General features: G+C 63.6%; 21 protein-coding genes and 1 pseudogene. 8 read left to right on the top strand and 14 right to left on the bottom strand.

The genetic code is table 11. The annotated features are described in order from the left end of the window. Nucleotides 1-105 precede the first annotated feature (105 nt). Genes EP379_RS14625 through mads1 form a run of 3 tightly spaced genes read right to left on the bottom strand, consistent with a single transcriptional unit; the run spans nt 106 to nt 4,099 of the window. A complete protein-coding gene (locus tag EP379_RS14625; RefSeq protein WP_127478503.1) occupies nt 106-1,479 on the bottom strand; it encodes a restriction endonuclease subunit S in 1,374 nt (457 codons plus the stop codon). Further along, nucleotides 1,479-3,851, bottom strand: a complete 2,373-nt coding sequence (locus EP379_RS14620) for a type I restriction-modification system subunit M (protein ID WP_127478502.1) — start codon at nt 3,849-3,851, stop codon at nt 1,479-1,481. The genes EP379_RS14625 and EP379_RS14620 overlap by 1 nt, the downstream gene beginning before the upstream one ends. A 44-nt stretch (nt 3,852-3,895) precedes the next feature. Then, nucleotides 3,896-4,099, bottom strand: a complete 204-nt coding sequence (gene mads1 / locus EP379_RS14615; protein ID WP_127478501.1) for a methylation-associated defense system helix-turn-helix domain-containing protein MAD1 — start codon at nt 4,097-4,099, stop codon at nt 3,896-3,898. 103 nt (nt 4,100-4,202) lie between these two features. Between mads1 and EP379_RS14610 the strand changes: the two genes are divergently transcribed. The 3 genes from EP379_RS14610 to EP379_RS14600 are packed head-to-tail and all read left to right on the top strand — an operon-like array spanning nt 4,203 to nt 8,537. Further along, complete coding sequence (locus EP379_RS14610; RefSeq protein WP_127478500.1) at nt 4,203-5,312, top strand: hypothetical protein; 1,110 nt, start codon at nt 4,203-4,205, stop codon at nt 5,310-5,312. A gap of 12 nt (nt 5,313-5,324) precedes the next feature. Next, nucleotides 5,325-7,439 (top strand): ATP-binding protein, encoded by a 2,115-nt coding sequence (locus tag EP379_RS14605; RefSeq protein ID WP_127478499.1) that lies wholly within the window; start codon nt 5,325-5,327, stop codon nt 7,437-7,439. 3 nt (nt 7,440-7,442) lie between these two features. Further along, nucleotides 7,443-8,537 (top strand): DNA methyltransferase, encoded by a 1,095-nt coding sequence (locus EP379_RS14600; protein ID WP_197722808.1) that lies wholly within the window; start codon nt 7,443-7,445, stop codon nt 8,535-8,537. A gap of 398 nt (nt 8,538-8,935) precedes the next feature. Here the strand turns inward: EP379_RS14600 and EP379_RS14595 are convergent, their stop codons facing one another. The 4 genes from EP379_RS14595 to EP379_RS14580 all read right to left on the bottom strand — a co-directional run bounded on the left by EP379_RS14595 (nt 8,936) and on the right by EP379_RS14580 (nt 12,031). Continuing rightward, nucleotides 8,936-9,553 carry a DUF6088 family protein gene (locus tag EP379_RS14595; RefSeq protein WP_127478498.1) on the bottom strand — a complete coding sequence of 206 codons (618 nt, stop codon included), beginning with the start codon at nt 9,551-9,553 and terminating at the stop codon, nt 8,936-8,938. After that, nucleotides 9,537-9,755 (bottom strand): helix-turn-helix transcriptional regulator, encoded by a 219-nt coding sequence (locus EP379_RS14590; RefSeq protein WP_127478497.1) that lies wholly within the window; start codon nt 9,753-9,755, stop codon nt 9,537-9,539. Before EP379_RS14590 ends, EP379_RS14595 begins: the two co-directional genes overlap by 17 nt. A gap of 83 nt (nt 9,756-9,838) precedes the next feature. Next, a complete protein-coding gene (locus EP379_RS14585) occupies nt 9,839-10,963 on the bottom strand; it encodes a Fic family protein (protein WP_127478496.1) in 1,125 nt (374 codons plus the stop codon). Nucleotides 10,964-11,212: 249 nt separating this feature from the next. Further along, the gene (locus EP379_RS14580; RefSeq protein WP_127478495.1) at nt 11,213-12,031 is read right to left on the bottom strand and encodes a hypothetical protein; all 819 of its coding nucleotides are present in this window, start codon (nt 12,029-12,031) and stop codon (nt 11,213-11,215) included. Nucleotides 12,032-12,227: 196 nt separating this feature from the next. Here EP379_RS14580 and EP379_RS14575 point away from each other — a divergent pair, with 196 nt between their 5' ends. The 3 genes and pseudogenes from EP379_RS14575 to EP379_RS14565 form a co-directional block, all read left to right on the top strand. Further along, nucleotides 12,228-12,479, top strand: coding sequence for a hypothetical protein (locus EP379_RS14575; protein WP_127478494.1), 252 nt, complete (start codon nt 12,228-12,230; stop codon nt 12,477-12,479). Between the two features lie 10 nt (nt 12,480-12,489). Beyond that, complete coding sequence (locus EP379_RS14570) at nt 12,490-12,789, top strand: hypothetical protein (protein ID WP_127478493.1); 300 nt, start codon at nt 12,490-12,492, stop codon at nt 12,787-12,789. A gap of 237 nt (nt 12,790-13,026) precedes the next feature. Then, a pseudogene (locus EP379_RS14565) lies at nt 13,027-13,332 on the top strand (transposase); the annotation flags it as partial. Here the strand turns inward: EP379_RS14565 and EP379_RS14560 are convergent. Beyond that, the gene (locus EP379_RS14560) at nt 13,325-13,651 is read right to left on the bottom strand and encodes a hypothetical protein (RefSeq protein ID WP_127478492.1); all 327 of its coding nucleotides are present in this window, start codon (nt 13,649-13,651) and stop codon (nt 13,325-13,327) included. The pseudogene EP379_RS14565 and the gene EP379_RS14560 sit on opposite strands and share 8 nt — an antisense overlap. 82 nt (nt 13,652-13,733) lie before the next feature. Between EP379_RS14560 and EP379_RS14555 the strand changes: the two genes are divergently transcribed. Beyond that, the gene (locus EP379_RS14555; protein ID WP_127478491.1) at nt 13,734-14,717 is read left to right on the top strand and encodes a helix-turn-helix transcriptional regulator; all 984 of its coding nucleotides are present in this window, start codon (nt 13,734-13,736) and stop codon (nt 14,715-14,717) included. Here EP379_RS14555 and EP379_RS14550 read toward each other — a convergent pair. Then, complete coding sequence (locus EP379_RS14550) at nt 14,707-15,084, bottom strand: hypothetical protein (protein ID WP_127478490.1); 378 nt, start codon at nt 15,082-15,084, stop codon at nt 14,707-14,709. The genes EP379_RS14555 and EP379_RS14550 overlap by 11 nt on opposite strands. Further along, entirely contained in the window at nt 15,081-16,859 is a 1,779-nt protein-coding gene (locus tag EP379_RS14545; RefSeq protein ID WP_172600507.1) for an HIRAN domain-containing protein, read from the bottom strand. Before EP379_RS14545 ends, EP379_RS14550 begins: the two co-directional genes overlap by 4 nt. A 527-nt stretch (nt 16,860-17,386) precedes the next feature. On the opposite strand from EP379_RS14545, the gene EP379_RS14540 reads away from it, so the two are divergent. Continuing rightward, nucleotides 17,387-18,223, top strand: coding sequence for a hypothetical protein (locus tag EP379_RS14540; protein ID WP_127478488.1), 837 nt, complete (start codon nt 17,387-17,389; stop codon nt 18,221-18,223). Nucleotides 18,224-18,235: 12 nt separating this feature from the next. Here the strand turns inward: EP379_RS14540 and EP379_RS14535 are convergent, their stop codons facing one another. The 4 genes from EP379_RS14535 to EP379_RS14520 are packed head-to-tail and all read right to left on the bottom strand — an operon-like array spanning nt 18,236 to nt 21,634. Then, nucleotides 18,236-18,604 carry a hypothetical protein gene (locus tag EP379_RS14535; RefSeq protein ID WP_127478487.1) on the bottom strand — a complete coding sequence of 123 codons (369 nt, stop codon included), beginning with the start codon at nt 18,602-18,604 and terminating at the stop codon, nt 18,236-18,238. Nucleotides 18,605-18,622: 18 nt separating this feature from the next. Further along, nucleotides 18,623-19,531, bottom strand: a complete 909-nt coding sequence (locus tag EP379_RS14530; protein WP_127478486.1) for a hypothetical protein — start codon at nt 19,529-19,531, stop codon at nt 18,623-18,625. Further along, nucleotides 19,528-21,096, bottom strand: coding sequence for a CPCC family cysteine-rich protein (locus EP379_RS14525; protein ID WP_127478485.1), 1,569 nt, complete (start codon nt 21,094-21,096; stop codon nt 19,528-19,530). The genes EP379_RS14530 and EP379_RS14525 overlap by 4 nt, the downstream gene beginning before the upstream one ends. 40 nt (nt 21,097-21,136) lie before the next feature. Beyond that, nucleotides 21,137-21,634, bottom strand: a complete 498-nt coding sequence (locus EP379_RS14520) for a LacI family transcriptional regulator (RefSeq protein WP_127478484.1) — start codon at nt 21,632-21,634, stop codon at nt 21,137-21,139. Between the last annotated feature and the right edge of the window lie 6 nt (nt 21,635-21,640).

Below are 21,640 nucleotides of genomic sequence, written 5' to 3'. Positions count from 1 at the left end.
CGCGGTTCTCCATCTTAGCACAGTCTTTACCAAAGTGGTAAAGCTCTCTCCCGGCCAGCCTCTGACCAGCCTCTCAGCCAAGGCCAGCGCGCCGCTGAACCCCGCTCACTCACCCCCATCGCCAGGCTCTTCCTCACGCAGGTCGGTCTCGTCGTCGCCAAGCGCGGCCAGGTCCTCATCGCTCACCACATCGTCCGGGCCGGGCCGCCAGCCGCGCACGTCGATCTGGCCGGTGACCACATCGGCAATCAGGCGGTCGCGGTACTCGCGGATCAGCCTGATTTCCTCTTCGGCACGGGTGATGGCGTCGTCCAGCGGCGCGGACTCTTTCGCAACCCATTCCACTATCCGACATTGCTCGGCCTCGCCGGGGACAGGGAATCTCAGGCGCTTAACATCGCTTGAGGAGAGATGCTTGACAGTTGTCGACAACGTGAGGTCATTGATGAACTTCAGTGCTTTCGGGATCACAAGGGCGAGATATTCCGTCGTAATCTGCTTCCGTGGGCGCAAACAACACATTCGCTGATTCAGCAGTGCACGTCCGCCACGCCACATCGCAGCATTGAAGTCTCCGTCCATCCCGACCAATAGATCACCCGTATCGATGACCGCCTCGACGACCTCCGGTCCGTTGTACCTAACCTCAGTGTGCATGGACGTAAGGTCGCGGATACGCACCAATGGATGTCCTACGTCAGTGTCAAAATGGCTGGAGTCAAACGGGTAGCCGTTAATGACCTTTACCGCTGAGCCGACGTGAATCGTTTCCCAATGATCCGGCACCTCGCCCAGCCATTCGATGCCGGTGGGTTTGAGGCGGACGTTGGGATCAAGCCCGCGCGTGACGGCGTGGTCGATGATGCGCAGCTTCTGTTCGGTCAGCAGTTTGATGAGCTCGCGCTTGGCCTTGATGAAGCGGGCGATGTGCGCGTCCTGCGCGCGCAGGTAGGCGACGATCTGGTCTTGCTCGGCGCGCGGCGGCACCGGAATCTCCAGCGCTGCGAAGCGATCCGAGTAAAGACGCAGGAAGCCTGACGTGCCTGTGCCAAGCCCCTTCGACTCCGAACGGAACAACCCGCGCATGGGCCACGAACGGAACAGGTAGCCGAGATATTCGGGGTTGTCGTCTCGGAGCAAGCGGAATACAGCGTAGTCGGGGCTGACCAAGCCTGGCTGGCTGGCACGGAAGAACATGGCGTTGCCCGCCTGCATCCGGTTCAATACCAGCTCGTCAGGTTGTACTTTTTTGTAGCCGATGAGGTTCTCTGGGGTGATGCGCTTCGCCGAGACGTCGTTGTGAGGCACCAGGCCCCGTTGCATACGCATTGACAGCAGCGTTTCTTCGCCGGTTTTCGAGCGATCGTCGACCTCTCGCAAGAAGTTCTTGGCGCGGAGAAGCGACCAGTGCTCTGGTACACGCGGTATCCAGCGCGAACGGAGCGGCCGGTACTGCGGGTACGCGCTCGCCGCCGCCATCACGACCCCCCCAAAATCTTGTACAGCAAACCTTCGGTCTGCCGCTCCAGCGCGAGGATGTCGGCGCGGATTTCCTCCAGCGAGCGCAGCGGCGCGGGCTGATAGAAGTAGCGGGCAAAGGAGATCTCGTAGCCGATCTTGGTGGCCTCCCGCGCGATCCAGGCGTCCGGCGCGTGGGGCAGCACCTCACGCCGGAAGAAGGCATCGATGCCGCCGGGTTCCTTGAGCGGCACCTGCTCGGTATCGCGCAGGTCGGTGTCTGGCTCGTACTGGACCAAGAACCGATCTTTGCCCACCACCTCGAGGTAAACGCCGTCGAGCCCCGGCTCGAAGTGCTCGTCCTTCTTCAGCTTGGTGTGCTTGGCAATCACCGGTGGCGCTGCTTCGTCACGCCAGCTCACGGCCTTGAAGATCGCCTTCTTTTCGGCGGCGGTCAGCTTCTTTCCGTGCTTAGCCATGGCCGCCTCGAAGCGAGCGCGGAACTCGTTGTGGTCATCGAACACGCCGTCGCCCAGCTCCTGCTGCGCAAGCAGCGCCAGCTCTACCAGGGTCTTGTCGCGTTGCCAGGTCGCCGCGTCGAGCAGCTTCTTGCGGCGCTTCTCGGGCACCGCCTTCTTTGCAGGCGTGCCCTCGTCGTCATCGCCCTCGGGCTCGTCTTCATCGTCCCCGGTGTCGCCCTTCAGCCACGCCTCGATCTCGGGCTTGAGCTTGGGGAACTCGGCGTAGAGCCTGTCGCCGTACTTGGCCCAGATCTCGGCGCGTAGGGCCTCATCGCCGCTGGCGAAGCGCAGGCTCTCAATGGCGCTGCGCTTGAGCTGGCTTTTGAGCCGCAGCGGGCGTTCGACGGTGATCTTCCAGTAGCCAAAGTCGGTGGTGTCGAACCATTTGCACTGCGGCGTGTCCTGCGGTGGCCCGAGGTAGAGATCGACGATGCGCTGGATGTCGGCCTCGGACAATTCGCAGTTTTTCTTGCCGAGGTTACGCCGCAGCGGTTGGAACCAACCACTCGCGTCGATCAACTGCACCTTGCCCTTGCGGTGCTCGGGCTTGCGGTTGGTGAGCACCCAGACGTAGGTGGCGATGCCGGTGTTGTAGAAGATGTTGAGCGGCAGCGCGATGATGGCTTCCAACCAGTCGTTTTCCAGTATCCAGCGCCGGATGTTGCTCTCACCCTGGCCGGCATCGCCTGTGAACAGGGCCGAGCCGTTGTGAACGATGGCGATGCGGCTGCCCAGCGGCGAGTGCCGCTTCATCTTTTGCAGCTTGTTCACCAGGAACATGAGCTGCCCATCGCTCGTGCGGGTGATGAGCTTGAACTCCGGATCGCCGCCGTGGCTGACGATGAAGCGCGGGTCGTTGAAACCCTGCTTGACGCCCATGCGCTCGAAATCGGTCTTCCAGCTCTTTCCGTAGGGCGGGTTGGAGATCATGAAGTCGAACTCGCGGGAACGGAACTGATCGGCCGATAGGGTCGATTTGTCGGCACCGCCGACGATGTGCTCCGCCTCGTCGCCTTCGCCCTTGAGCAGCAGGTCGGCCTTACAGATGGCGTAGGTCTCGGGGTTGATCTCCTGGCCGAACAGGTGGATGGAGACCTCCTTGCCGTGTTCCTCGGCCAGCTCCCGCAAGGTCTCCTCGGCAACGGTCAACATGCCCCCCGTGCCGCAGGCGCCGTCGTAGAGCAGGTAGGTGCCGGACTGGATCTGGTCGGCCACCGGCAAGAACATCAACTTGGCCATCAGTTTGACGACATCACGCGGCGTGAAGTGCTCGCCCGCCTCTTCGTTGTTTTCTTCGTTGAAGCGACGGATCAACTCCTCGAACACGGTGCCCATGCCGTGGTTGTCCAGCGCAGGCAGCTTGATCCGACCGTCGGCGTCCTTGACCGGCATCGGCGACAGGTTGATCTCGGGGTCGAGAAAGTCCTCGATCAGGTAGCCAAGAACATGCGCATCAACCAGCGTCTGGATCTGATCGCGGAACTTGAACTTGGTGAGGATCTCCTGAACGTTCGGTGAGAAGCCATCGAGGTAGGCAATGAAGTCCTCCCGCAGGCGCTGGCCCTGGCTGCTGGCCTTGAGCGTGGCGAGCGTGAACTCGGAGACGTTGTAGAACGCCTGCCCTGCAGCCATCCGCAAGGCTCCGTCCTGCTCGGCGACGTTGTTCTTGTCGAGAAAGCGCTTGCGCTCCAGCACCTTCTGCTTGGTTCCCTCTAGCACGGCGTCAAGACGCCGAAGCACGGTAAAGGGCAGGATGACGTCACGGTACTTGCCGCGCACATAGACATCGCGCAGGCGGTTGTCAGCGATGTTCCAGATGAAGTCGGAGATCCACTTGATCTGGCTTTGGTCTTGCACTTTTCCGCTTTTCATATCGTCTTCTTCTGTTCGCTCGACACTGGACCGGGCGAGGCGTGTTAGTCCTCTCGGCCCTGCCTCCCCATCTCGGTCTGCTCTGTGATCCACTGGTCGATTTCCTGGCGACGAAACCGCCACGTACCCCCCACCTTGAATGCCGGGATCTTCTTGGCTGCCGCCAGGCGATAGACCGTGCGTTTGCCCACCTTGAGGTAGGCCGCCACCTCATCGAGGGTGAATATCTCTCCAGTGTCTTCTTTCATCGCTTCCTCACCCGGTACCAGGCAGGGGCCGGTGATGATGGTAATCCTGGCTAGGATACGGCAGAATTGGGCATCATTGAACAGCTAGATGGCAGGAGGGAGGATGATCGACCCGGCAAGCCAGGCCCAGCTGAAGGAGGCCATCGCGGACTGCATCGGCACCGACCAAGGGGTGCTGGATGCACTGCGGGAAGAGATTCGCCCTCTGAAGAGCGCCACACGCCGTATCCAACCACGTGCCACGACGTCGATCTCGCTGGTCGGTACCGATGGCGGCAACAACCAGCTCCAGTTCGACCCCTTCCTGATCCAGCTGGTCCGAGTGGTGGACAGCAGCAACAACGAGTACTGCCTGGAGGCGGTCTCGCCCACAACCCCCGTCCAGAAGCTCAACGAGCGTCAGTTCGCTGCGGACGGGTCGGCGCGGACGGCACTGGGCGAGATGATGGCCTTTCTGGGTGTGGACAGCCTACCGGCGCTCTCCCACATGATTCGGCCAACCGATAAGGGGAAGCCGGTTTCGCCCAGCTGGGTGCAGGTCTACAGGGAACTGGTCGAGTGGGCGATCTTGTTCGCCATCCTGAAGAAGGACTTTGGCACCGACACCTTGATCGTCTGCGACGGTCTGTTGCGCAGCAAGGCATTCGCGAAGGACCTGTTTCCAAAACTGCTCCAGGGCATGAAGGACCGCATTGAGACGCAGTGGAGCAAGAGCCGTCGTCGGGTGTACCTGGCTGGTGTCGCCAAGCACAGCCAAGTGCTTTCACGATATCGCCTGGCAATGGCGCTGGAAGGCGTCCTTCAGACCGATTATCCGGCCTACGTGGAAGTGCCTCGGGAGATAGAGCGGCACTCGTATGTCTGGTCGGAATTCGCAGAAGGCGAATTCGTCGGCGGCAAGATGTTCCTGGTGAAGTTCGGCTCCCACCGTCGTGATCCGGTGTGGCCGGTGGACATCTTTGTGCCGCAGGTTGGGGAGGCTCAGACCATTCTGGGTTCAATGCTCGCCGACGCGATCAACGGCTTCCCGGTGCCGCACTACCCCCGTTGCCTGCAAAAGGCGCATGAAAACGCGGCCCTGGTCGATTTCGACTTCGACATTCTGCAGGACTTCATCTACGAAGGTGTGCGGTCCAGTCTCGGTGTCGATGCCGCCACTCTGGATGCGTTTCAGCTACAGGATGCAGACCCGGCGCAACGCCGGTACGGATGAGGGGAGCACAACATGGCAGACATCCAACTCTTTCCCAGGGAACAGGTCGTCGGCATCTTCCGGGGCTTCCAGCAAGGAGGCATGGAGTTCCACGCCGACCTGGTGCTGCCGTACCGGAATGAGTTCCAGAACATCCCGATGCACGGGCAGTTCCTCCTCGTGCAATTGGAGACGCCTGACGAAGCCGTGCTAGGCCGCATCGCCTCCTTCTCCTCAGAGGGCAAGCTGTCGTTCGGCTCCGGCGAGGAGTTCAATATCCGTGCAGTCCGCGAGGACCGGCCGATCCCCGAAGACCTGCGCGAGCAGTACCTCAAGTACCGGGTCAACATCCGCGTGTTGGGCGTGCTGCGCAAGAATGGCAAGGGGCTGACCTTCGTCCCCTCGCATCGCCGACTCCCCCATGTCGGTAGCAAGGTGGCCTTTCCAAACGATGAGGTGCTGCGCGAGATCGCCGGTCACAACATTGATGGCGCTCCCATCGGCCATCTGGCCTTCGGAGAATACATCTACGCCGCGGGCAGCAAGTCATTCGAGGCAGAAGATTGGATGCAGGTGGTCAATCCGGAGGTGTTGGTCCGCTTCCCGATTGAGTCATTGGTATCTCGCCGCAGCTTCATCTTTGCCAGAGCGGGCTTCGGCAAATCCAATCTCAATAAGCTGCTCTTCTCGAAGCTCTACGAGACGACGCCCTTTGTCACCAAGCGTGCCGGCAAGCAGGTCCCTGTGGGCACGGTGATTTTCGACCCAGATGGCGAATATTTCTGGCCCGATGACAAGGGCCGTCCAGGGCTGTGCGACGTCCCCGCTCTGGAGGACAAGGTCGTCGTCTTCACCGACAGGAAAAATCCGAGTCCTTTCTACCAGTCGTTCGTGGCTGGCGGCATCAAGCTGGATATTCGCCGCCTACGCCCAGGAGACGTGATTTCAATCGCACTCGGACCAGAACGTCAGGAGCAGCAGAACGTTCGGAAGCTGCGCGGGCTTCCGCAAGACCGGTGGGAGTCGTTGGTCAACCTGATCGACACCAACGGCAACACCACGCCGCTTGACGATATCTGCCGACTGCTCGACCTTGATCCTCAGCGGCAGGAGGCCGAGGCTCTGGCCGCCAGAGGCAACATGACAGCGATCGTGAAGATGCTGCATGACAAGAGCAGCCAGCTTATGGACATGCTGGTTCACGCGCTCTCCGAGGGGAAGCTGTGCGTCATTGACGTCTCGCAGATGCGCGGCGGCCAATCGCTCGTTCTCTCGGGCCTGATCTTGCGCCGGATCTTCGACCGGAACCAACAGGAATTCACTGCGGCCGACCCAAAGACCATCCCGACCATCGCAGTCGTCGAAGAAGCCCAATCGGTGCTGAACGAAAACGCACCGGCTGCAGAGCCCTACATCGCCTGGGTGAAGGAAGGGCGTAAGTACGATCTGGGCGCGCTGCTGATCACTCAGCAGCCGGGCAGCATTCCAGTCGAGATCCTCAGCCAGGGTGACAACTGGTTCATCTTCCACCTGTTGTCGGCGGCGGATCTCACGTCCCTGAAACGAGCCAACGCCCATTTCAGTGATGACTTGTTGAGCTCGCTTCTCAACGAGCCCATCCCGGGCCAGGGTGTGTTTTGGAGCTCAGTGGGAGGCAAGCCTTATCCAGTCAGCCTCCGCGCCCTCTCGTTCGAGAAGATGTTCTCGATGCGGGACCATGACTACAACCAACCCGCCGGCCATACCTACGCACAAACGCTGCGTAGCACCTTCTCCGGGATGAGGCAGATCGCAACGACGGTCCGCGTTCCCGAAGCCGAGGGCGCAGGCGCTCTGTTTCCTGCAGAGGCCGAAGTCGAAGACGCCGAGCCGGTAGACGTCATGGCAAACATCGAGCAGCGGGCTATCGACGCCCTGCGGGCCGATGCCAAGCTGATGGCAAAGATCGAATCCACCGATGGAGCCGCATGGGGCTCGATCAAGGCGTTCTTCCTCGATCAACTGCCGGAGCATCTGGATGACAGGGATACCCTGGCCTACCGGCTTGTGAAGAAGGCGCTTGACCATCTCTATGGCCCACAAGATCAGGGGTGGGAGCAATACCGCCATCCGACCCGCAACACTGCCTACGTCAGGAAGAGGAGTTAGGCAGTGTCCACCGCACAAACGGCCCTGAACGGAATTTGCCCCTACTTCACGATGTTCCCGCTCGATTTTCCGCTCAACATCCTGAAGCGGCGAGCACAGGCAGGTGATGTCGTGCTTGATCCCTTCTGCGGCCGGGGCACCACCAATTTCGCTGCACGACTTGTCGGCCTCCGTTCCCTTGGGGTGGACTCCAGTCCGGTTGCTGCAGCCGTCACGGCCTCCAAGCTCGCGACGACCACCGTTGATGACATCCTTGCCGAGGCACGCACGATTCTGACCGAGCGTGAGGCGCGCCACATCCCGACCAGCGAGTTTTGGCAATGGGCGTTTCATCCGACCGTGCTGGACGCGCTGTGTCGATTCCGGGAGGCATTTCTGGAGGACTGCACCACGGACGCCCGCATCGCACTCCGTGGCATTGTCCTGGGTGCCCTGCATGGCCCGAAGCAGAAGACCTTCCCGAGCTACTTCTCCAACCAATGCCCCCGCACCTACGCCCCCAAGCCTGCCTATGCGACACGCTTCTGGCAGAGACGAGGGCTTGTGCCTGAGCCTATCGATGTCTTGGCCGTGATTGAACGGCGTGCGAAACGCTACTACGGAACGTCTTCCGACATCACGGGAGTCGTGCGATTGGCGGACAGCCGGGAGGCTGAGGCGCTCCAGCCAGAGACACCGGAAACCCGCTTCGACTGGGTGATCACCTCACCCCCGTACTACGGCATGCGGACCTACATCCCCGATCAGTGGCTCCGCAACTGGTTCGTGGGTGGCCCCGACGCTGTCGAATACACCAATCGCGCCCAGATCGTTCATTCAAGCCCTGAGGACTTCGCGGCCGATCTGCGTCAGGTATGGCGCAACGCGGAAAGCGTGTGTGCTGAAGATGCCAAGATGGTCATCCGGTTCGGCGGCATCACGGACAGGCGCGCCGATCCGCTCGACCTCATCAAGAGCTCTCTCAGTGACAGCGGCTGGCGCATCACCACCATCAGGGAGGCTGGGACTGCCACAGAAGGCAAGCGCCAGGCGGATGCTTTCCTGCGCACCAAGTCCAAGCCGATGGTCGAGTACGACGTTTGGGCGACCAGACAGTAGCCGGGGACGCCGGTTCAATTCCTGATTCGGGAATCGAACCGGCGGCCGACCTGAGGCATGTAGCTGATGCCGACGCTGGCAGGGAACTGATACGATTGCCGGCAGCAGGGGCGGATTCCGCGCCGTTTCGCGGGAGTTCGCAACGGCTCGAAGGCGCTGAGTTATCAGGGTTTGGCGCAGGCTGCCGCCCCACCGACTCCCCGCAGGAGTCCGAACCACTCCGCAAGAGCCCGCAGGAATCATCACCAGCCCGCATGGCCCGATGGCAGGCCATTGATTTTGAACAACCTGCTTGATCGGTCCGCACTTGCGGACTGCGGACTTTCGGTATGCCGGCAATCCGCTTGTAACCGTGGTCGGATGCCGCCGTGTTTCGAAACGTCGGTACTTGTCGACATCTACCGACGAAACGGAACAAGTGCCGACGCGGGAAGACCTTTCTGGATTGCCACTACCATCCACGCCGGCAGGCGAGCCCTGGTTTCGAGCACGGCGTTCCAGTCATCCTGCCCGATGCACCCAACCAACTTGCCGACCGTGGTTTCGGCGAGGTCCGGGCCAAGCCATTCAAGGGCTCTGACGACATCACCGGCGAGACTATCGCCCAGCACCAACATCCACCTGGGGGCACGGCGGATCTCGATGACCTGCTTGCCGAGATTGAGCGTCCGCGCGCGGCCGTCGGTCAGGTAGATCTGTCGGACGGGGACCTGCGTGGTCAGCCCCAGGGCACTGGCCGCAGCCGCGCCATGACGGACGATGGCGTGCCCCGTGATGCGCGCGAGGGACTGGACCAGTTTGTCGGCGGGCGGCGGGACTGGACCGAAGCGGCTGGCCGTCACGGCGACGTACATGCCGCGCGCTACGCGCCTCAAACGCCCATGCCGTGCCAAGCGAACCAACTGCCGCGACGCTTGATCGCGATTGACCAAGTGCTCCAGGTCCAGGCTCCTGAGCAAGGCGCCCTCCGGCTGCGCATCGATCCAGCGGCTGACGATCTCAGTTTGTTTGGCCATGGGCAACGACCGCAGACTGGCTGGTTGATATCTGCAGGCACGACTCCTCGTAGGCCTCGATGTCGATCTGGCGGTACAGCACCCGGCCGCAGAGCTTCAGGAACTTGGGCCCTATCCCCACGCTGCGCCAGCGTTCGAGGCTGGCCTCGCTGATGTTCCAGCGGGCAGCCAGTTGCTTCTGGTTGAGGTGAACGACGTCCATCTTGGTCTCCTTCCGCATGAGTTGGCAGGAGTCCATGAAGGCGCTGTTCGGCCTGCAAGCCAAGTCGTTCTCCGAAGGCGCGGCTATCCAGGCAGATCGTTCAGCTCGTAGCTGGTACTGCGCCCGCCCGCTTCAGATTTCCGCAGCACACCGCGTGCAATCAGGTCGTTGATGTCACGCAGCGCCGTGTCCGGCGAACACTTGGCAATGGCCGCCCACTTGCTGCTGGTGAGCTTGCCTTCGAAGCCGTCGAGCAGCCGGTTGAGCAACTTCACCTGTCGCTCGTTCAAGGGTGTGGCCGCCCAGTGCTGCCAGAACCGCGCCTTGGCCAGCACGGCATTGAGGGTCTGCTGCGCGTGGTCGACGGCGCGATGAAGCGTGTCGAGGAACCACATGAGCCACTCGGTGACGTCCATGGACCGCTTCTGGGTGCGCTCCAGGATATCGTAGTAGGCCTTGCGCTCCCGCTGGATCTGCGCCGACAGGCTGTAGAAGCGCTGCGGGCTGCCGTCGGCGCGCGCCAACAGCAGGTCGCCGATGGCCCGGGCGATACGGCCATTGCCGTCGTCGAACGGGTGCAAGGTCACGAACCACAGATGGGCAAGCCCCGCCTTGACGAGCGGTGGCTCACCCGAGTCCGCATTGACCCAGTCGAGGAAGCGACCTGTCTCGGTCTCCAGTCGATCGGCGGGCAGCGCCTCGAAATGCACGCGCTGACAGCCGATGGGACCGGAGACCACCTGCATGGGGCCATTGGCATCGTCGCGCCAACTGCCAACCTTGATTCTGGAAAGGCCGGAGTAGCCGGTGGGAAACAGCGCGGCATGCCAGCCGAACAGGCGTTCCCGTGTGACCGGCGCCTGGCAGTTGGCCGTGGCATCGAGCACCATCTCCACCACGCCTTCGACGTGACGATCCACCGGGGCCAAGGCTCCGATGTCCACGCCGAGCCTGCGCGCGATGGACGAGCGCACGGATCCGACGTTGAGCTGCTCGCCCTCGATCTCGCTGGTCTTGACCACGTCTTCGGTGAGCGCGGCCAGACTGGCCTGATCGCGCAACGCCACGCGCACGTCGGCCAGACGCCCCATCAAGAGCCCTTGAGCACGACTCACATCCGCCATGGGGCCGGCGAGCGCCGCCAGGTCGAAGCGCCAGTCCGGCCAGTCACTGGCCTGCCAGATGTACTTGTAATCGCCGCTGTTCATGCGGGGATTATGGGTTTCATTCTCCGCATCCGCAAGTTATTCACCGCATATAATGCGGCGATAGAGGTACGATTCCCCGCAACCCGGGCTGCCCTACCCCGGAATGGGCGCGATCAGGGGGGCGCCGGACGCGGTTCGATTCCGGTCACCGGCGCCTGAAACCACCGGCCCAGGCCTTCATGCAGTGTCTGCTGGCCGACGTCGCCGAACCCGGCCCGCGACCGGATGCCTGGGACCTGCCGGCAGCCGTCAGGCCGCCTGCCGGCGACTCGCGCCGGTGAGCCAGCGCAGCAGGAACAGCAGCAACATCACCGCCACGCTGCCGGCGCCCCACATCGCCACCTCGAAGGGCCAGAGGTTGTGCGAGGTCGGATCGAGGGTAACGCCGACCAGGATGTTCAGCAGCACCAGCGACATCACCAGCGCCGGCACGGCCGCCGCCAGCCGCCAGCCGCCGCGCCAGCGCCACAGCCCCCAGATCGGGAGCAGCACGCTGCCTAGGCAAAGCAGCAGACCCAGCACGACGATGGCGACGGTCAGCCCGGATTCCGTGGCGGACATCGGCTGCTGCGCCGCCTGGCGCCGGGCCTCCGCGGCGGCGGCCTCGGCTTCCGCCTTCAGGCGCGTCACCCATTCCGGCGGCGTCGCCTCGGCAGGCGTGCTGCTGCCGGTCAGGTTCACCGGCAGTGTAGCCGCCACGCGATCACCGCGACCCAGGCCGCTGCCGTCGCCGACGACGACGCGGATCTCGTCCACCTTGTCGCCCGGCTGCATCAGGAAAAACCAGCCCAGGGCCTCGCCCTCGCCGACGTAGCGGGCGGAAGGATTGCTGCCGGCGTTGGCCGACTGCCCCTGGTACATCGGCCGCAGCCAGATGCCCACCGGCGTGTCGCTGCGGTAGGCCAGGCGCACGTGGAAGCTCTGGTTGCGCGGCAGGTAGCCGTCCTCGGCCGGCGGCCAGGTATCCACGATCCTGACCTCGGCGGACGTGGACGGTGCGGCGGCCGGCGGCGCGGCCAGGGCCGGCCAGGACAACAGGCTGAGCAGGAACAGCAATAGGACTCGCATGACGGCCTCCCCTTTGGGCCGGTGACGATGCGCCGGAACATGCCCGCAGCGTGGCCGCGGCGGCACGTTCCGGCACGGCGCGCAAGCGCGCAGTTACCCCACTACCCTTATTATGCTACGCTATGCCGACTGAATCCACGGCGCGAACCCGGCTCCGGTGAGTCATCCGGAGCCCCGGATATCGGAGGTCACAGCGATGACGGTATTCCAGAGCGTACTGTTTCTCATCTTCGGCGTCGGCCTGATCGGGGTCGCCGTGCATTCGCTGCGTACGGGCTGGCTGCCCTGTGGTCCGAACGGACTGAAAGGGCGTCTGGAATTCCGGCGCGATGCGCAGCCGCTGGGCTTCTGGGTGATGTTCTTCGTATATGGCGCGTCCGGCGCCGCGCTCACGCTGTTCGCCGTGGCCCTCCTGCTCGGCCGCGCCGAACCGCTGCCGCTGAACTGAGTTCCGGACCTTGGACCCCCTCTATCTGCTTTTCATGTTGATCGGCCTGCTGGCCCCGGTCGGCACGCTGCTCTTCCTGATCCTGCTCGTCGCGGCATTCACCGAACGCTTCGGGGCGCTCGCGCGTGGGTTGCTGCGCCGCAGCAGCGTCGTGGGCCTCGTGATCGCCGCCTTGGCGGCCGTTGCGCTCTTCTCCAATCCGGACCTGTGGCTGCCTGGGCCGGGCAATTATGCCGTCGTGATGGCGGTGTTCTTCGCCGGCTTCGCGGCTGGCGCCGCAATCCAACTGGCGCTACGTTCGACGCGGTAAGCGTTGCCCACCGGAATCTTTTCTGTTCCCGTGCATCTTGAGGGGATCGCCGTCGCGCCAGTCACGTCCGCATCTCGGTACAGAGCTTGTACGCCGGCACCCGGACCAGCATGACAATGAAACAGGGGATCGGAGCACTGACTCCCTGATCCCCGGGAGCGTCTCAGGATCTCGGCGTATTTTCCGCACAGAACCGCAGAATGGCATCCCTGACTTGCTGCGGGGATTCGCGCTGAAGGTGACGGAGCCTATGACACGCAAGCCGTGTACGAGGCATGTCATGCGTGGGCCATTGCGCCAATCATCCCACCTCGCAAGCGCGCGAGGGCTCGCAAAGGTGCAGCGTTCGCGCACCGCAACGAAGCGGTCAAGGCGTGCAGGAGACTGGGACGCCAAATCTGGAAGGACTGGAGCGGCTACCACCGCAGATCATTGGTGGAGACCAAGATGGGCTGCTTCAAACGATTGGGTGAGAAGGTCTCAGCGAGGACGTTTGAGAGGCAGGTCGTGGAGCTGAACATCCGAGCAGCCATCCTCAACCGGCCCTGCAGTAACCAACAACAGTTGGCGATTTGCCAAAACGCCGGTTTTGCGTACTTTCAACGGTCGTTTGGCGCAGGCTGCCACCCCACCACCAATTCCAAAAGCCCGAACCCGTTTCGGGCTTTTTTACGCCCGCCCGCAACGCCAGTTCTGGTGCCGTCAGGCGCAATGCCCTCTTGAGCGCGGGGCGCTGTCTTGCAGTGAATTTGCGCAGACTGCGCCCGAAAAATCCTCTCCATTCTCTCCAGGCCTCTTGAGCGTTCAAGAGGCGATCTGCCGCAACCATGCGGGTTTGCAGGCGGTCGGTTTGCTTTTGCATTTGACTGCCGGCGGGCAATCGCACTGGCTTCGTGCTTCTGGAATAATCTGCAGGCACAGGGGTTGCACAAGAAAGGGGGGTCATGAACCGCACCGAGCGTTTCTACCGCATCGACCAGATGCTCTCCGAGCGGCGCGTGGTGCCGCTCGAGGTTTTTCTGCAAGAGCTGGAAGTCTCGCGCGCGACCTTCAAGCGCGATCTCGAATATCTGCGCGACAGGCTCAACGCGCCCATCGTCTGGGATCGCGAAGCGGGCGGCTACCGCTTCGGGACGACTGGCGACGGGCCGGCCTATGAACTTCCGGGACTGTGGTTTTCCGCCGGCGAACTCTATGCGTTACTCGCCGCGCAGAAGCTTTTGGCCGAGGTCGAGCCGGGGATTTTGTCCGCCCATATCGCTCCCTTGCAGTCGCGGCTCATGGCACTGCTCGAAGCGGCAGGCCAGTCGGCACAGGAAGTCGCCCGCCGCGTGCGCATCCTCTCCATCGCGCGCCGGCCAGTGGAACCGCAGGGTTTCGCCGACATCGCACTGGCGCTATTGAACCGCAAGCGTATCGAGATCGAGGCCTGGAACCGTGCCCGCGACGAGGTCAATACCCGCGTCGTCTCCCCGCAGCGCCTGACCCACTACCGCGACAACTGGTATCTGGATGCCTGGTGCCACTGGCGAAATGCCTTGCGCAGTTTCTCCCTCGATACGATTCGTCGGGTGAAGGTGCTGCCGCAGAAGGCACGCGAGATGACTGACATGACCCTGGATGCCCACTACGCCAGCGCCTACGGCATCTTCGCCGGCCGCCCGAAGGGCCGCGCGGTGCTGCGCTTTTCGCCCGAACGCGCCCGTTGGGTGCGCGCAGAAATCTGGCACCCCGAGCAAAGCGTTGAAGAGCTGCCCGATGGCGGCTTGCGGCTGACCCTCCCCTACGCCGACGAGCGCGAACTCCTGATGGACATCCTGCGCCATGGCCGGCATGTGGTGGTCGAAGCGCCGGCGAGCCTAAAGAAAAGGGTGGTAGAAGAGATCGCGGCGATCGCGGAGCGATATGCACTTCTGCTCAAGAGTTGAGCCGGGTTTCTTGTCGCCGGCGATGTCTGGCAAGCCGCCAGCGGTACTCGATCTGTGCCGTGATCCACGTCAGCTCCATCAACACCGCGATGGGCAAGAGCCACAGCGGCCACAACACCACGACAAGAACGAGCAGCAAGGGCAGTAGCAGCGCAAAGGCGGCAGCAACCCCGATCAAGGCCGGCAGCAACCCACCGCTTCGCTCGGCAGCCGACAGCGCGAGCCCGATCCAGCAACCGAACGCTGCCACGATCAGCCAGTAATGCCAATGCACTTGATAGATTTCGTCGAAGGCGTGCGGGGCCTCGATGGCACCACGATAAGGGGAAAGATCCGCGCACCGGCGCACACGCAAACCTTTGCTCATGACGCTCTCTCCGTGACGAGCGCCGTCACGATTACCTCCACCCGCTCCCAGGGGTCGGCCTCGCGGTCGATGCGGCGGATGCAGGCGGCAAGCTTCTCCCCCGCATCCAGCGCCAGCGCGATCTCGGCATTGGCCGGGCGCGGCAGATAACCCAGCTTGTGGCCCTGCCAATCCAGGCGCACCGCGAGCCGGTCGTGGGGGTTGGCCGGCTCGCGTGTGAGCGTCAGCGCATCGCCCACGCGCAAGCCATCCTCCACCGCCGGGCCGTCGTGGTATTGGTAGCCGGCGATGTAGTCGCACAGGAGCACCTCCGGCCCGGGCGGGGTGAGTTCCAGCCACTGGATCACCGCGTCGAGCTGGCGGCAGGTCTTCGCATCGAGCCAGGGCGCGGCCTGTTGCCGCGCCTGCCGCCATTCGAGTTCGGCCACCTCCAGCCGCCCGCGCGCCTCCAGCGCCGCCCAGCGCGCATTGCGTCGTTCCGGGGCGTTGATGAGCGCCTCGATCTCGCGCGCAAAAGTCTGCATGCGCGGCGAGACCTCGCCATTGAACGGCCCGCGCAGCTGCACGAGGCGATAGACCGTGTCGTCCGCCTCGGGTTTGAGGCGCGGATGGTATTGGGCGGTGGCGTATTCACCGAAGGCGGCAAGCGAGAAGATGCGCTCGCCCGCCACGCACTGCGCCCAGTAGTCGCCCACGCAGTGGTGCATCGCCTCGCCTTCCTCGGCGAGTGCCTCCGGGGTGAGGAGTTCGCGCGCGCGGCGCTCGCCCGCTTCGAACGTGCCCAGGACCGCAGGCAGCGCAAAGCCGGTTGGAACGTGGGTGGGATCGATATGCGGTCGCAGCCGGTGCCAGCGCTCGGAGGCGGCAAGCAGACCCAACAGGCCATGGCAGGCAAGCCAGGCTTGCGCGAGCCGTTTGATGCGCGGGCCGCGGCGGCGCTTGAGGCGCACGGCCAGATGATCCCGCACCGCCGTGAGGAAGTCGTCGCAGTCGGCCAGTGCCGGGTGCAGGTTGCCGAAGCGCCGCGCGGCCTTTTCCCAGGTGGCGCGCCAGCCGAGGTGAAACGCGCCGCGATGCACCGAGGCAGGCAGGGGCAACGGGTCGCCGTCTTCATCCTCGCCGATCAGGGCGAAGTAGTTGGGCAGATAGACAAGCCAACGCTCGAATTCGGCAAGCATCGGGCGCTGGTTGGCCGGTAGGGCATCGAGCATGGCCAGCCAGCCGCGCCGTGAAGCGTGGCTGGGCGCGTGCCAGTATTCGGCATTGACCGAAGCACGCACCAGGCCCCGCGAAATGCCGTAATGGGCGGCCAGGGCACCCGTGAGATCGCGTCCCGCATCGATTGCCGCTTCCACCGCTTCATCCACCTCGCGCCAGGCGTGGCGCTTGCCGTCGACCACATTGGGATAGCGATGGGCGGTAAGCAGAACGGGCGCCACCAGCGCCGGAAAGCGGTGCAAAGCCTGCATCCGCCGTTCCTGCAGTTCCGGCGGCAGGGCCACCAGCCGGTTGTAATTGCGCACGGAGGCAAAAAATGAGCGCGGCAGCGGATGGGGCGCCTCGCCATCGCGGCGGGTGATGGCCGGCGGCGCGGGTTCGCGCTCGAGCCGCATCAAAAGTGCCAGCACCTCGTGATCGAGCACGGCGACGAACTGCCGGAAATCCGGCTGCAATACGAAGCCTGCGTGTTGCGCGGATAGCGGCGGCACCACCGGCGCGGCATGGAGCACCTGCACGACGCCGACCCCAGGCAGGTCTTCATAGAGCCACTGCATCCCCCGCACATCGGGCAAGAACGCCTCGGCCAAGGGCGCGAGCACGCGATCGTCGCCCAGCCTCACCCGAGGCAGACGCATGGCCAGCCCCCGGCCGTCGGCGAGCACCAACCACAGCCTTGGCGCTTCGTCGTGCAGTTTGAGCGCGGCAGGTGACACCCACAGCCGCGCGCGCACGGGCGTGGCCGCCGCACCGAAAGTCGGCGCTGGCGACATGGCAGGGAAGCAGGTATATCTTGGTGTCAAATCTTCCATGCCGCCATGATGCTGCAGGAGGTGGCTCAATACATGCGCCTGATCGAGAGCATGCGAGCGCAACCCTACCAAAGGGAGAAAAGGCTCGTATTTTGAGCCAGTGCCACGGCATAATGGGACGGAGAACGACACGCCAGGATTCTTCTATGAAGCACGTGCCATGCATCGTATCGCCGGCTACTGGCTTACTCGGGCCCTACCTGTTCCCATTCCGCTGGACGTTCGAGCGCAACCGGGGCAGACGCGGCACACGGCGCCGTGCCCATCGGCTCATGACCGAGCACCGCGGCGTACCGCTATTCGTCGAGGCTGGGCCTCTGCCGGTCAAGCGCTTGCGGCATCTCATGCAACGGCTGGCCAGCCGTATCGCCGAGCACCGCGAGATCGATATCGGCGACGCGTTCTTCTCGGTCTTTCCGTGCGGTGGCGATGGTGAGGCAATCGTCGATTTTCTCGACCCGAACGTGGGTGTTGGCCGCACAGGCAGCCATATGCTGGTCGCGGCGTTGCGACGGTGGTTCATGAGGACATGGGCCGAGCGCCAGCAGATCGCCATCGCCAGCGGCCACTACTTCCCGCCGCCGCGCTTGCTGCGTGCGCGTGTGGCGGAAAACGGCGGCGTGCGCATTGAGGTAGGCTTTGCAGCCGGCTTCCTGCCCTTCGACCGCCTCTTGACTGGCTGGCTGCCGCCGGGCGGCACACACCTGAGCACCCTCCTTCTTCTTGATGCCGAAGAACCTTTTCCCATCGGCTTTACCCGCAAAGCCTTCATTCATCGCTGCGCCGAGCGGTTCACGCTGCCCGGCGAGCGTGTGGTTCATGTGGGAACGCTGTGGGATGGTGATCTCAACATAGCGACCGCCATGCAACTGCGCGAGGGAGAAACGCTCACGGCCACCGGCGAAGCCAGAGGCGATTATGGTGTGGCCTTGCGCTGGCAAGGGCAGTTCCTGGGAACATTCAACCTGTACGGCGATGCGGCATTGCGCACGCGGCTGATCTTGCAACAGGGCCCCGTCGTGCGGGTGATCCGGCGCGGCTTTCTTCTCAGGCCCGACAGGGGCCGCATCGTCGTGGCGGTCTGTGAGCGGGATAACACCGCGAGATAACGCCGAGGTCGGTCATCTCAAGCAGCACAGATCCAGCAGCTCGCCGTCGCCGCCATAAAGCACGTATTCGTTTGGGCTGACCACGATCACATACCGGGCCGGGTTGCGAAAACGCGCGCCGTGCGCGCGAACCGGTGGCGGAATGCGTTCGTCGTCGATCGACAAAACTTCCTCGCCAATCCAGTCTTCGTTGAGCGCGGGCAGGCCGTTGGCGGAGGTTAGCAGCTCTACCGAGGGCGTCTTTGCCTTGCCGGACTCTGGCGCTTTGTCTCTGAAGGCCCAGGCCAAGAGGAACGTCAGGACGATCACGGCGGTCGTGGCGCGGGGGTAGATCGCCAGCAGGGTCAGCACGAACAGCCAGGTGAAAAGCTGCGCGAGCATCCTTCCTCCGTCGATGTCCTAGTGGTTCCCCTCGCCCCCACCCCACGCCGACCCGATCAAGAGCCCCAGCGCCAAGGGCAACAACCAGTTGGTTAGTCGCTCGATCGCCTTGAGTTGTTGGGCGGGGGGTGGCGCGGGCGGTTGAAGCGCGCGCACGGTGCGCGCGCGTTCCACGGGCGGGAGCATCGACCCCACCAGCAAAGCCGAGATCAGCGCGACACCGCCCAACACGATGGGCAGCAGCATGAACACTGTGCCCGCGACGAAGAGCACCAAGGCAATGAAGAAAGCCAGCAGCCAGTCCGTTTGCTCGTCCCAGGCGAAATAGATCCAGGTCCCCACGAAGCTGACGACATACCAAAACATTACGTGCCCTGCCAGCACCGTGAACGCATAGTCGAGAAGCCCTGATCCAGGCGGATCGGGAAAGCGCACGACCGTCGCAGGCTGGATGCGAACCTCGCGCTGCCGCTCGGACAACGGCGTGGCGGAAGGCTGCAGCGACCAGGCGGGCCGGCGGCGGAACAGTTGCCGCAGCCGCCGTTGCGCCTTGATGTCCCACCACTGCCACAACGCTACCGCGTTGGAGAGATACCAGCGCTTGCGCATGGGGTGACGAGTCCAGGGGCGCGCAACCAGCTTGCGCCACAGCGCCTCCGCACCCATCGACGCGAGACACGGCGGCATGAGCAGCCACCACGGAAAGCGCAGCAACGCGGCCAGTAGGACGAGCGCCCCCGCAACCCCCGCCGCCACGAAGAGGCAGGCCAGCGCGTAGAACGCATCCACCGCCAGACCCGCTGCCGGATCGAACAGCAGCGCCGTCCACCACAGCGGCACTTGCGCATAGACCCACCCCTCGGCATGGACAGGGAAGCGCCGGCGCAGAAAGACGCGCCAGGGGAAAGGGCGTGCCTGCATGCTCATCGGTTTTTCTCCCGCCAGCGGCTCATGCGCACCCACACCGGCTCCGGCGTGTGCTCGAGATCGGGGTTTTGCAGCCAGGCGTCCCATTCGGCCATCGCCTCGCGGGCAAACGCCTGCCTTTGCGGGTGGCGCCAGTAGTCCAAGTTCCAATCATCTTCCCGTTCTTCGGGCGGATCGGCATCGAGATGGTCGATGAACTTCTGCCGGCATTGCCGCAGCGTGGGCGAGATCGGATCGCCCTCCTCATCCGTCTCGGCGTCGAGTGGCGGCGGCAAACGGCTCAGCATGGACCCGACCGGCCAGCGGCAGATGTCGCAGACATCGGCCTCAAGCTCTTCCTCTTCCATGCACGGATAGCCACAGCACGGGCACACCACGCACAGCGGCGACACACCCAGGCGCATGAAGGCAAGCCGCCGCCGGTCGATGGCATCGAGCGCCGCCTCGTCGAACACCGGCCCTTCAGCCACCGGCCAGCGACAAACAGGTTCGTGACTCGCATAGAACGCGTCGCCTTCGGACAGCCGCCCGTCCTCCCAATAGAGCACCCAGCGGCGGCCGTCCTGATGCACGAGCCGCGCCCGACGGCTTTGCTCATCGATGAAGGCGCTCCCCTCGCCGATCGGCAGCCGCGACAACAGGGCGCGCACCGTCTCGGCCTGAAGTTCATACATCGCCTGCTGGGCGCGGTAATAGGCGCGCTCGAGCGGCTTGGACGAAAAGCCGGCGAATTCATCGTCCGGCTCCTTTGCCTCGTCCGGGCCATAAAGCGCGATGTCCTGCGCGCGCAGGATCAGCGCCCGGCAGGGTTTGTCGTCGTCCGAAGTTTCCAGTTCCAACGCCTGCCGCGCGGCATCAAGCGCATCGAGCACGTGACGAGCAAAGGCCATTTCGCGCAAGATGTAGCGGTTTGGATCTTGGGTGAATTCGCAGCCATGCCCGCGCGAACGCAGGTGATGCGCCATGAGCAGCCAGAACCAGGCGATCAACGCCTCGCGCGGCCAGGGAGCGGGCTTGACCGTTGCAAAGGTGGCGAGGTCGGGTAGTCTCTCCCACGGCATGTCGCGCATCGGTTCCGGGATGCTCGTCTCCTCACGGTGCTCCCATTCGATCCAGGGTAGCGTTTCATCGGCAAAGTACGCTGCCCACAATGCGCTCCAGCGGTGCAGGAACTCCGCGCGCTTTTCTTCCCAAGTAAGTGCATGCAGCAGCCGTTCGGGTTCGTTGCGGCACCCGTACTGTATGCGAGCGAGGGTGAAGGAAAGATGCCCTGCCGTGCCTGCCTGCACGCAGAGATAGACGGCGCTGCCTTCTTCGTCGATGCGACATGCCGCCGGCTCGAGGCCGAAGGCGACCGCCAGCGACCAGGCCCACAGGGGCGCAAGCGGCGAGAAGAATTTGCTCATCATCACTGCGGGGAAATCCGCATCGGGATGTTCGACGGCAAGCCGAATCCAGCCCGCATCGGGTGGTGACGGCGAAAATTCAGGTGGCGCGTCGAGCTTGACCGCGCCAGCGTCAGCAAGCCAATCGGGTAAGGTGAAATCGAGTCGGGATGTGTCCATGTTAGAAGGATGCTACAGCGAGTGGCTCAAAATACGAGCCTTATTTGCATTTTTCCTCGGAAGCGCCGAGCAGGGCTTTTTCCTGCCATGCCCATTCATGAGCGAACTTCGCGCGCATGAGCCGATCGAGTGTCGGCGCATCTCTCCTCCCGTCGAGGGATGCCATCACGATGCTGGGTGCGAGCAGCGTCAGCCGAGCGATACGGCTTGCGTGACTGAGGACTAAGCCTTCGGCTGCCGCGATTTCAGAAAGTGACGCGAAACGCCCTTCATCCAGCAGCCTCTGCCAATGGTGCGCGAGGCCAAGCGCCCGCATCAGCGCGCTCTCTTGCACTTCTTCGTCGGCCACCCTTTCCCGCTTGGCCTTTGCCAGGAACGCCTGCGGTGCGCCGAAAGGCGTAATGACCTGCTTTTTCACCCCCCGCCGCACCAGCGTCCAGGGCACGAAAGTCTCCAACCGCACCCCGCCCGCCGGTAATGGCACCGCCCTCGTCGTCGCCGGCCCGGTCAGCTTGCCTCGGTGCTTCCGGTTACCCATCTTTCC

Origin of the sequence: Sulfurivermis fontis, assembly GCF_004001245.1 — a bacterium.
In the GTDB taxonomy this organism is placed as follows: domain Bacteria; phylum Pseudomonadota; class Gammaproteobacteria; order Thiohalomonadales; family Thiohalomonadaceae; genus Sulfurivermis; species Sulfurivermis fontis.
Note: the sequence above shows the minus strand (reverse complement) of the source record. Positions and strands in the feature narration are given on the sequence as shown.

Bases quoted from the DNA above. Each gene is read 5' to 3' on its own strand.
- EP379_RS14625 (WP_127478503.1), bottom strand. From the start codon at position 1,479: ATGGCGGCGGCGAGCGCGTACCCGCAGTACCGGCCGCTCCGTTCGCGC.
- EP379_RS14620 (WP_127478502.1), bottom strand. From the start codon at position 3,851: ATGAAAAGCGGAAAAGTGCAAGACCAAAGCCAGATCAAGTGGATCTCC.
- mads1 (WP_127478501.1), bottom strand. From the start codon at position 4,099: ATGAAAGAAGACACTGGAGAGATATTCACCCTCGATGAGGTGGCGGCC.
- EP379_RS14610 (WP_127478500.1), top strand. From the start codon at position 4,203: ATGATCGACCCGGCAAGCCAGGCCCAGCTGAAGGAGGCCATCGCGGAC.
- EP379_RS14605 (WP_127478499.1), top strand. From the start codon at position 5,325: ATGGCAGACATCCAACTCTTTCCCAGGGAACAGGTCGTCGGCATCTTC.
- EP379_RS14595 (WP_127478498.1), bottom strand. From the start codon at position 9,553: ATGGCCAAACAAACTGAGATCGTCAGCCGCTGGATCGATGCGCAGCCG.
- EP379_RS14590 (WP_127478497.1), bottom strand. From the start codon at position 9,755: ATGGACGTCGTTCACCTCAACCAGAAGCAACTGGCTGCCCGCTGGAAC.
- EP379_RS14585 (WP_127478496.1), bottom strand. From the start codon at position 10,963: ATGAACAGCGGCGATTACAAGTACATCTGGCAGGCCAGTGACTGGCCG.
- EP379_RS14580 (WP_127478495.1), bottom strand. From the start codon at position 12,031: ATGCGAGTCCTATTGCTGTTCCTGCTCAGCCTGTTGTCCTGGCCGGCC.
- EP379_RS14575 (WP_127478494.1), top strand. From the start codon at position 12,228: ATGACGGTATTCCAGAGCGTACTGTTTCTCATCTTCGGCGTCGGCCTG.
- EP379_RS14560 (WP_127478492.1), bottom strand. From the start codon at position 13,651: ATGCAAAAGCAAACCGACCGCCTGCAAACCCGCATGGTTGCGGCAGAT.
- EP379_RS14555 (WP_127478491.1), top strand. From the start codon at position 13,734: ATGAACCGCACCGAGCGTTTCTACCGCATCGACCAGATGCTCTCCGAG.
- EP379_RS14550 (WP_127478490.1), bottom strand. From the start codon at position 15,084: ATGAGCAAAGGTTTGCGTGTGCGCCGGTGCGCGGATCTTTCCCCTTAT.
- EP379_RS14545 (WP_172600507.1), bottom strand. From the start codon at position 16,859: ATGCAGTGGCTCTATGAAGACCTGCCTGGGGTCGGCGTCGTGCAGGTG.
- EP379_RS14540 (WP_127478488.1), top strand. From the start codon at position 17,387: ATGACCGAGCACCGCGGCGTACCGCTATTCGTCGAGGCTGGGCCTCTG.
- EP379_RS14535 (WP_127478487.1), bottom strand. From the start codon at position 18,604: ATGCTCGCGCAGCTTTTCACCTGGCTGTTCGTGCTGACCCTGCTGGCG.
- EP379_RS14530 (WP_127478486.1), bottom strand. From the start codon at position 19,531: ATGAGCATGCAGGCACGCCCTTTCCCCTGGCGCGTCTTTCTGCGCCGG.
- EP379_RS14525 (WP_127478485.1), bottom strand. From the start codon at position 21,096: ATGGACACATCCCGACTCGATTTCACCTTACCCGATTGGCTTGCTGAC.
- EP379_RS14520 (WP_127478484.1), bottom strand. From the start codon at position 21,634: ATGGGTAACCGGAAGCACCGAGGCAAGCTGACCGGGCCGGCGACGACG.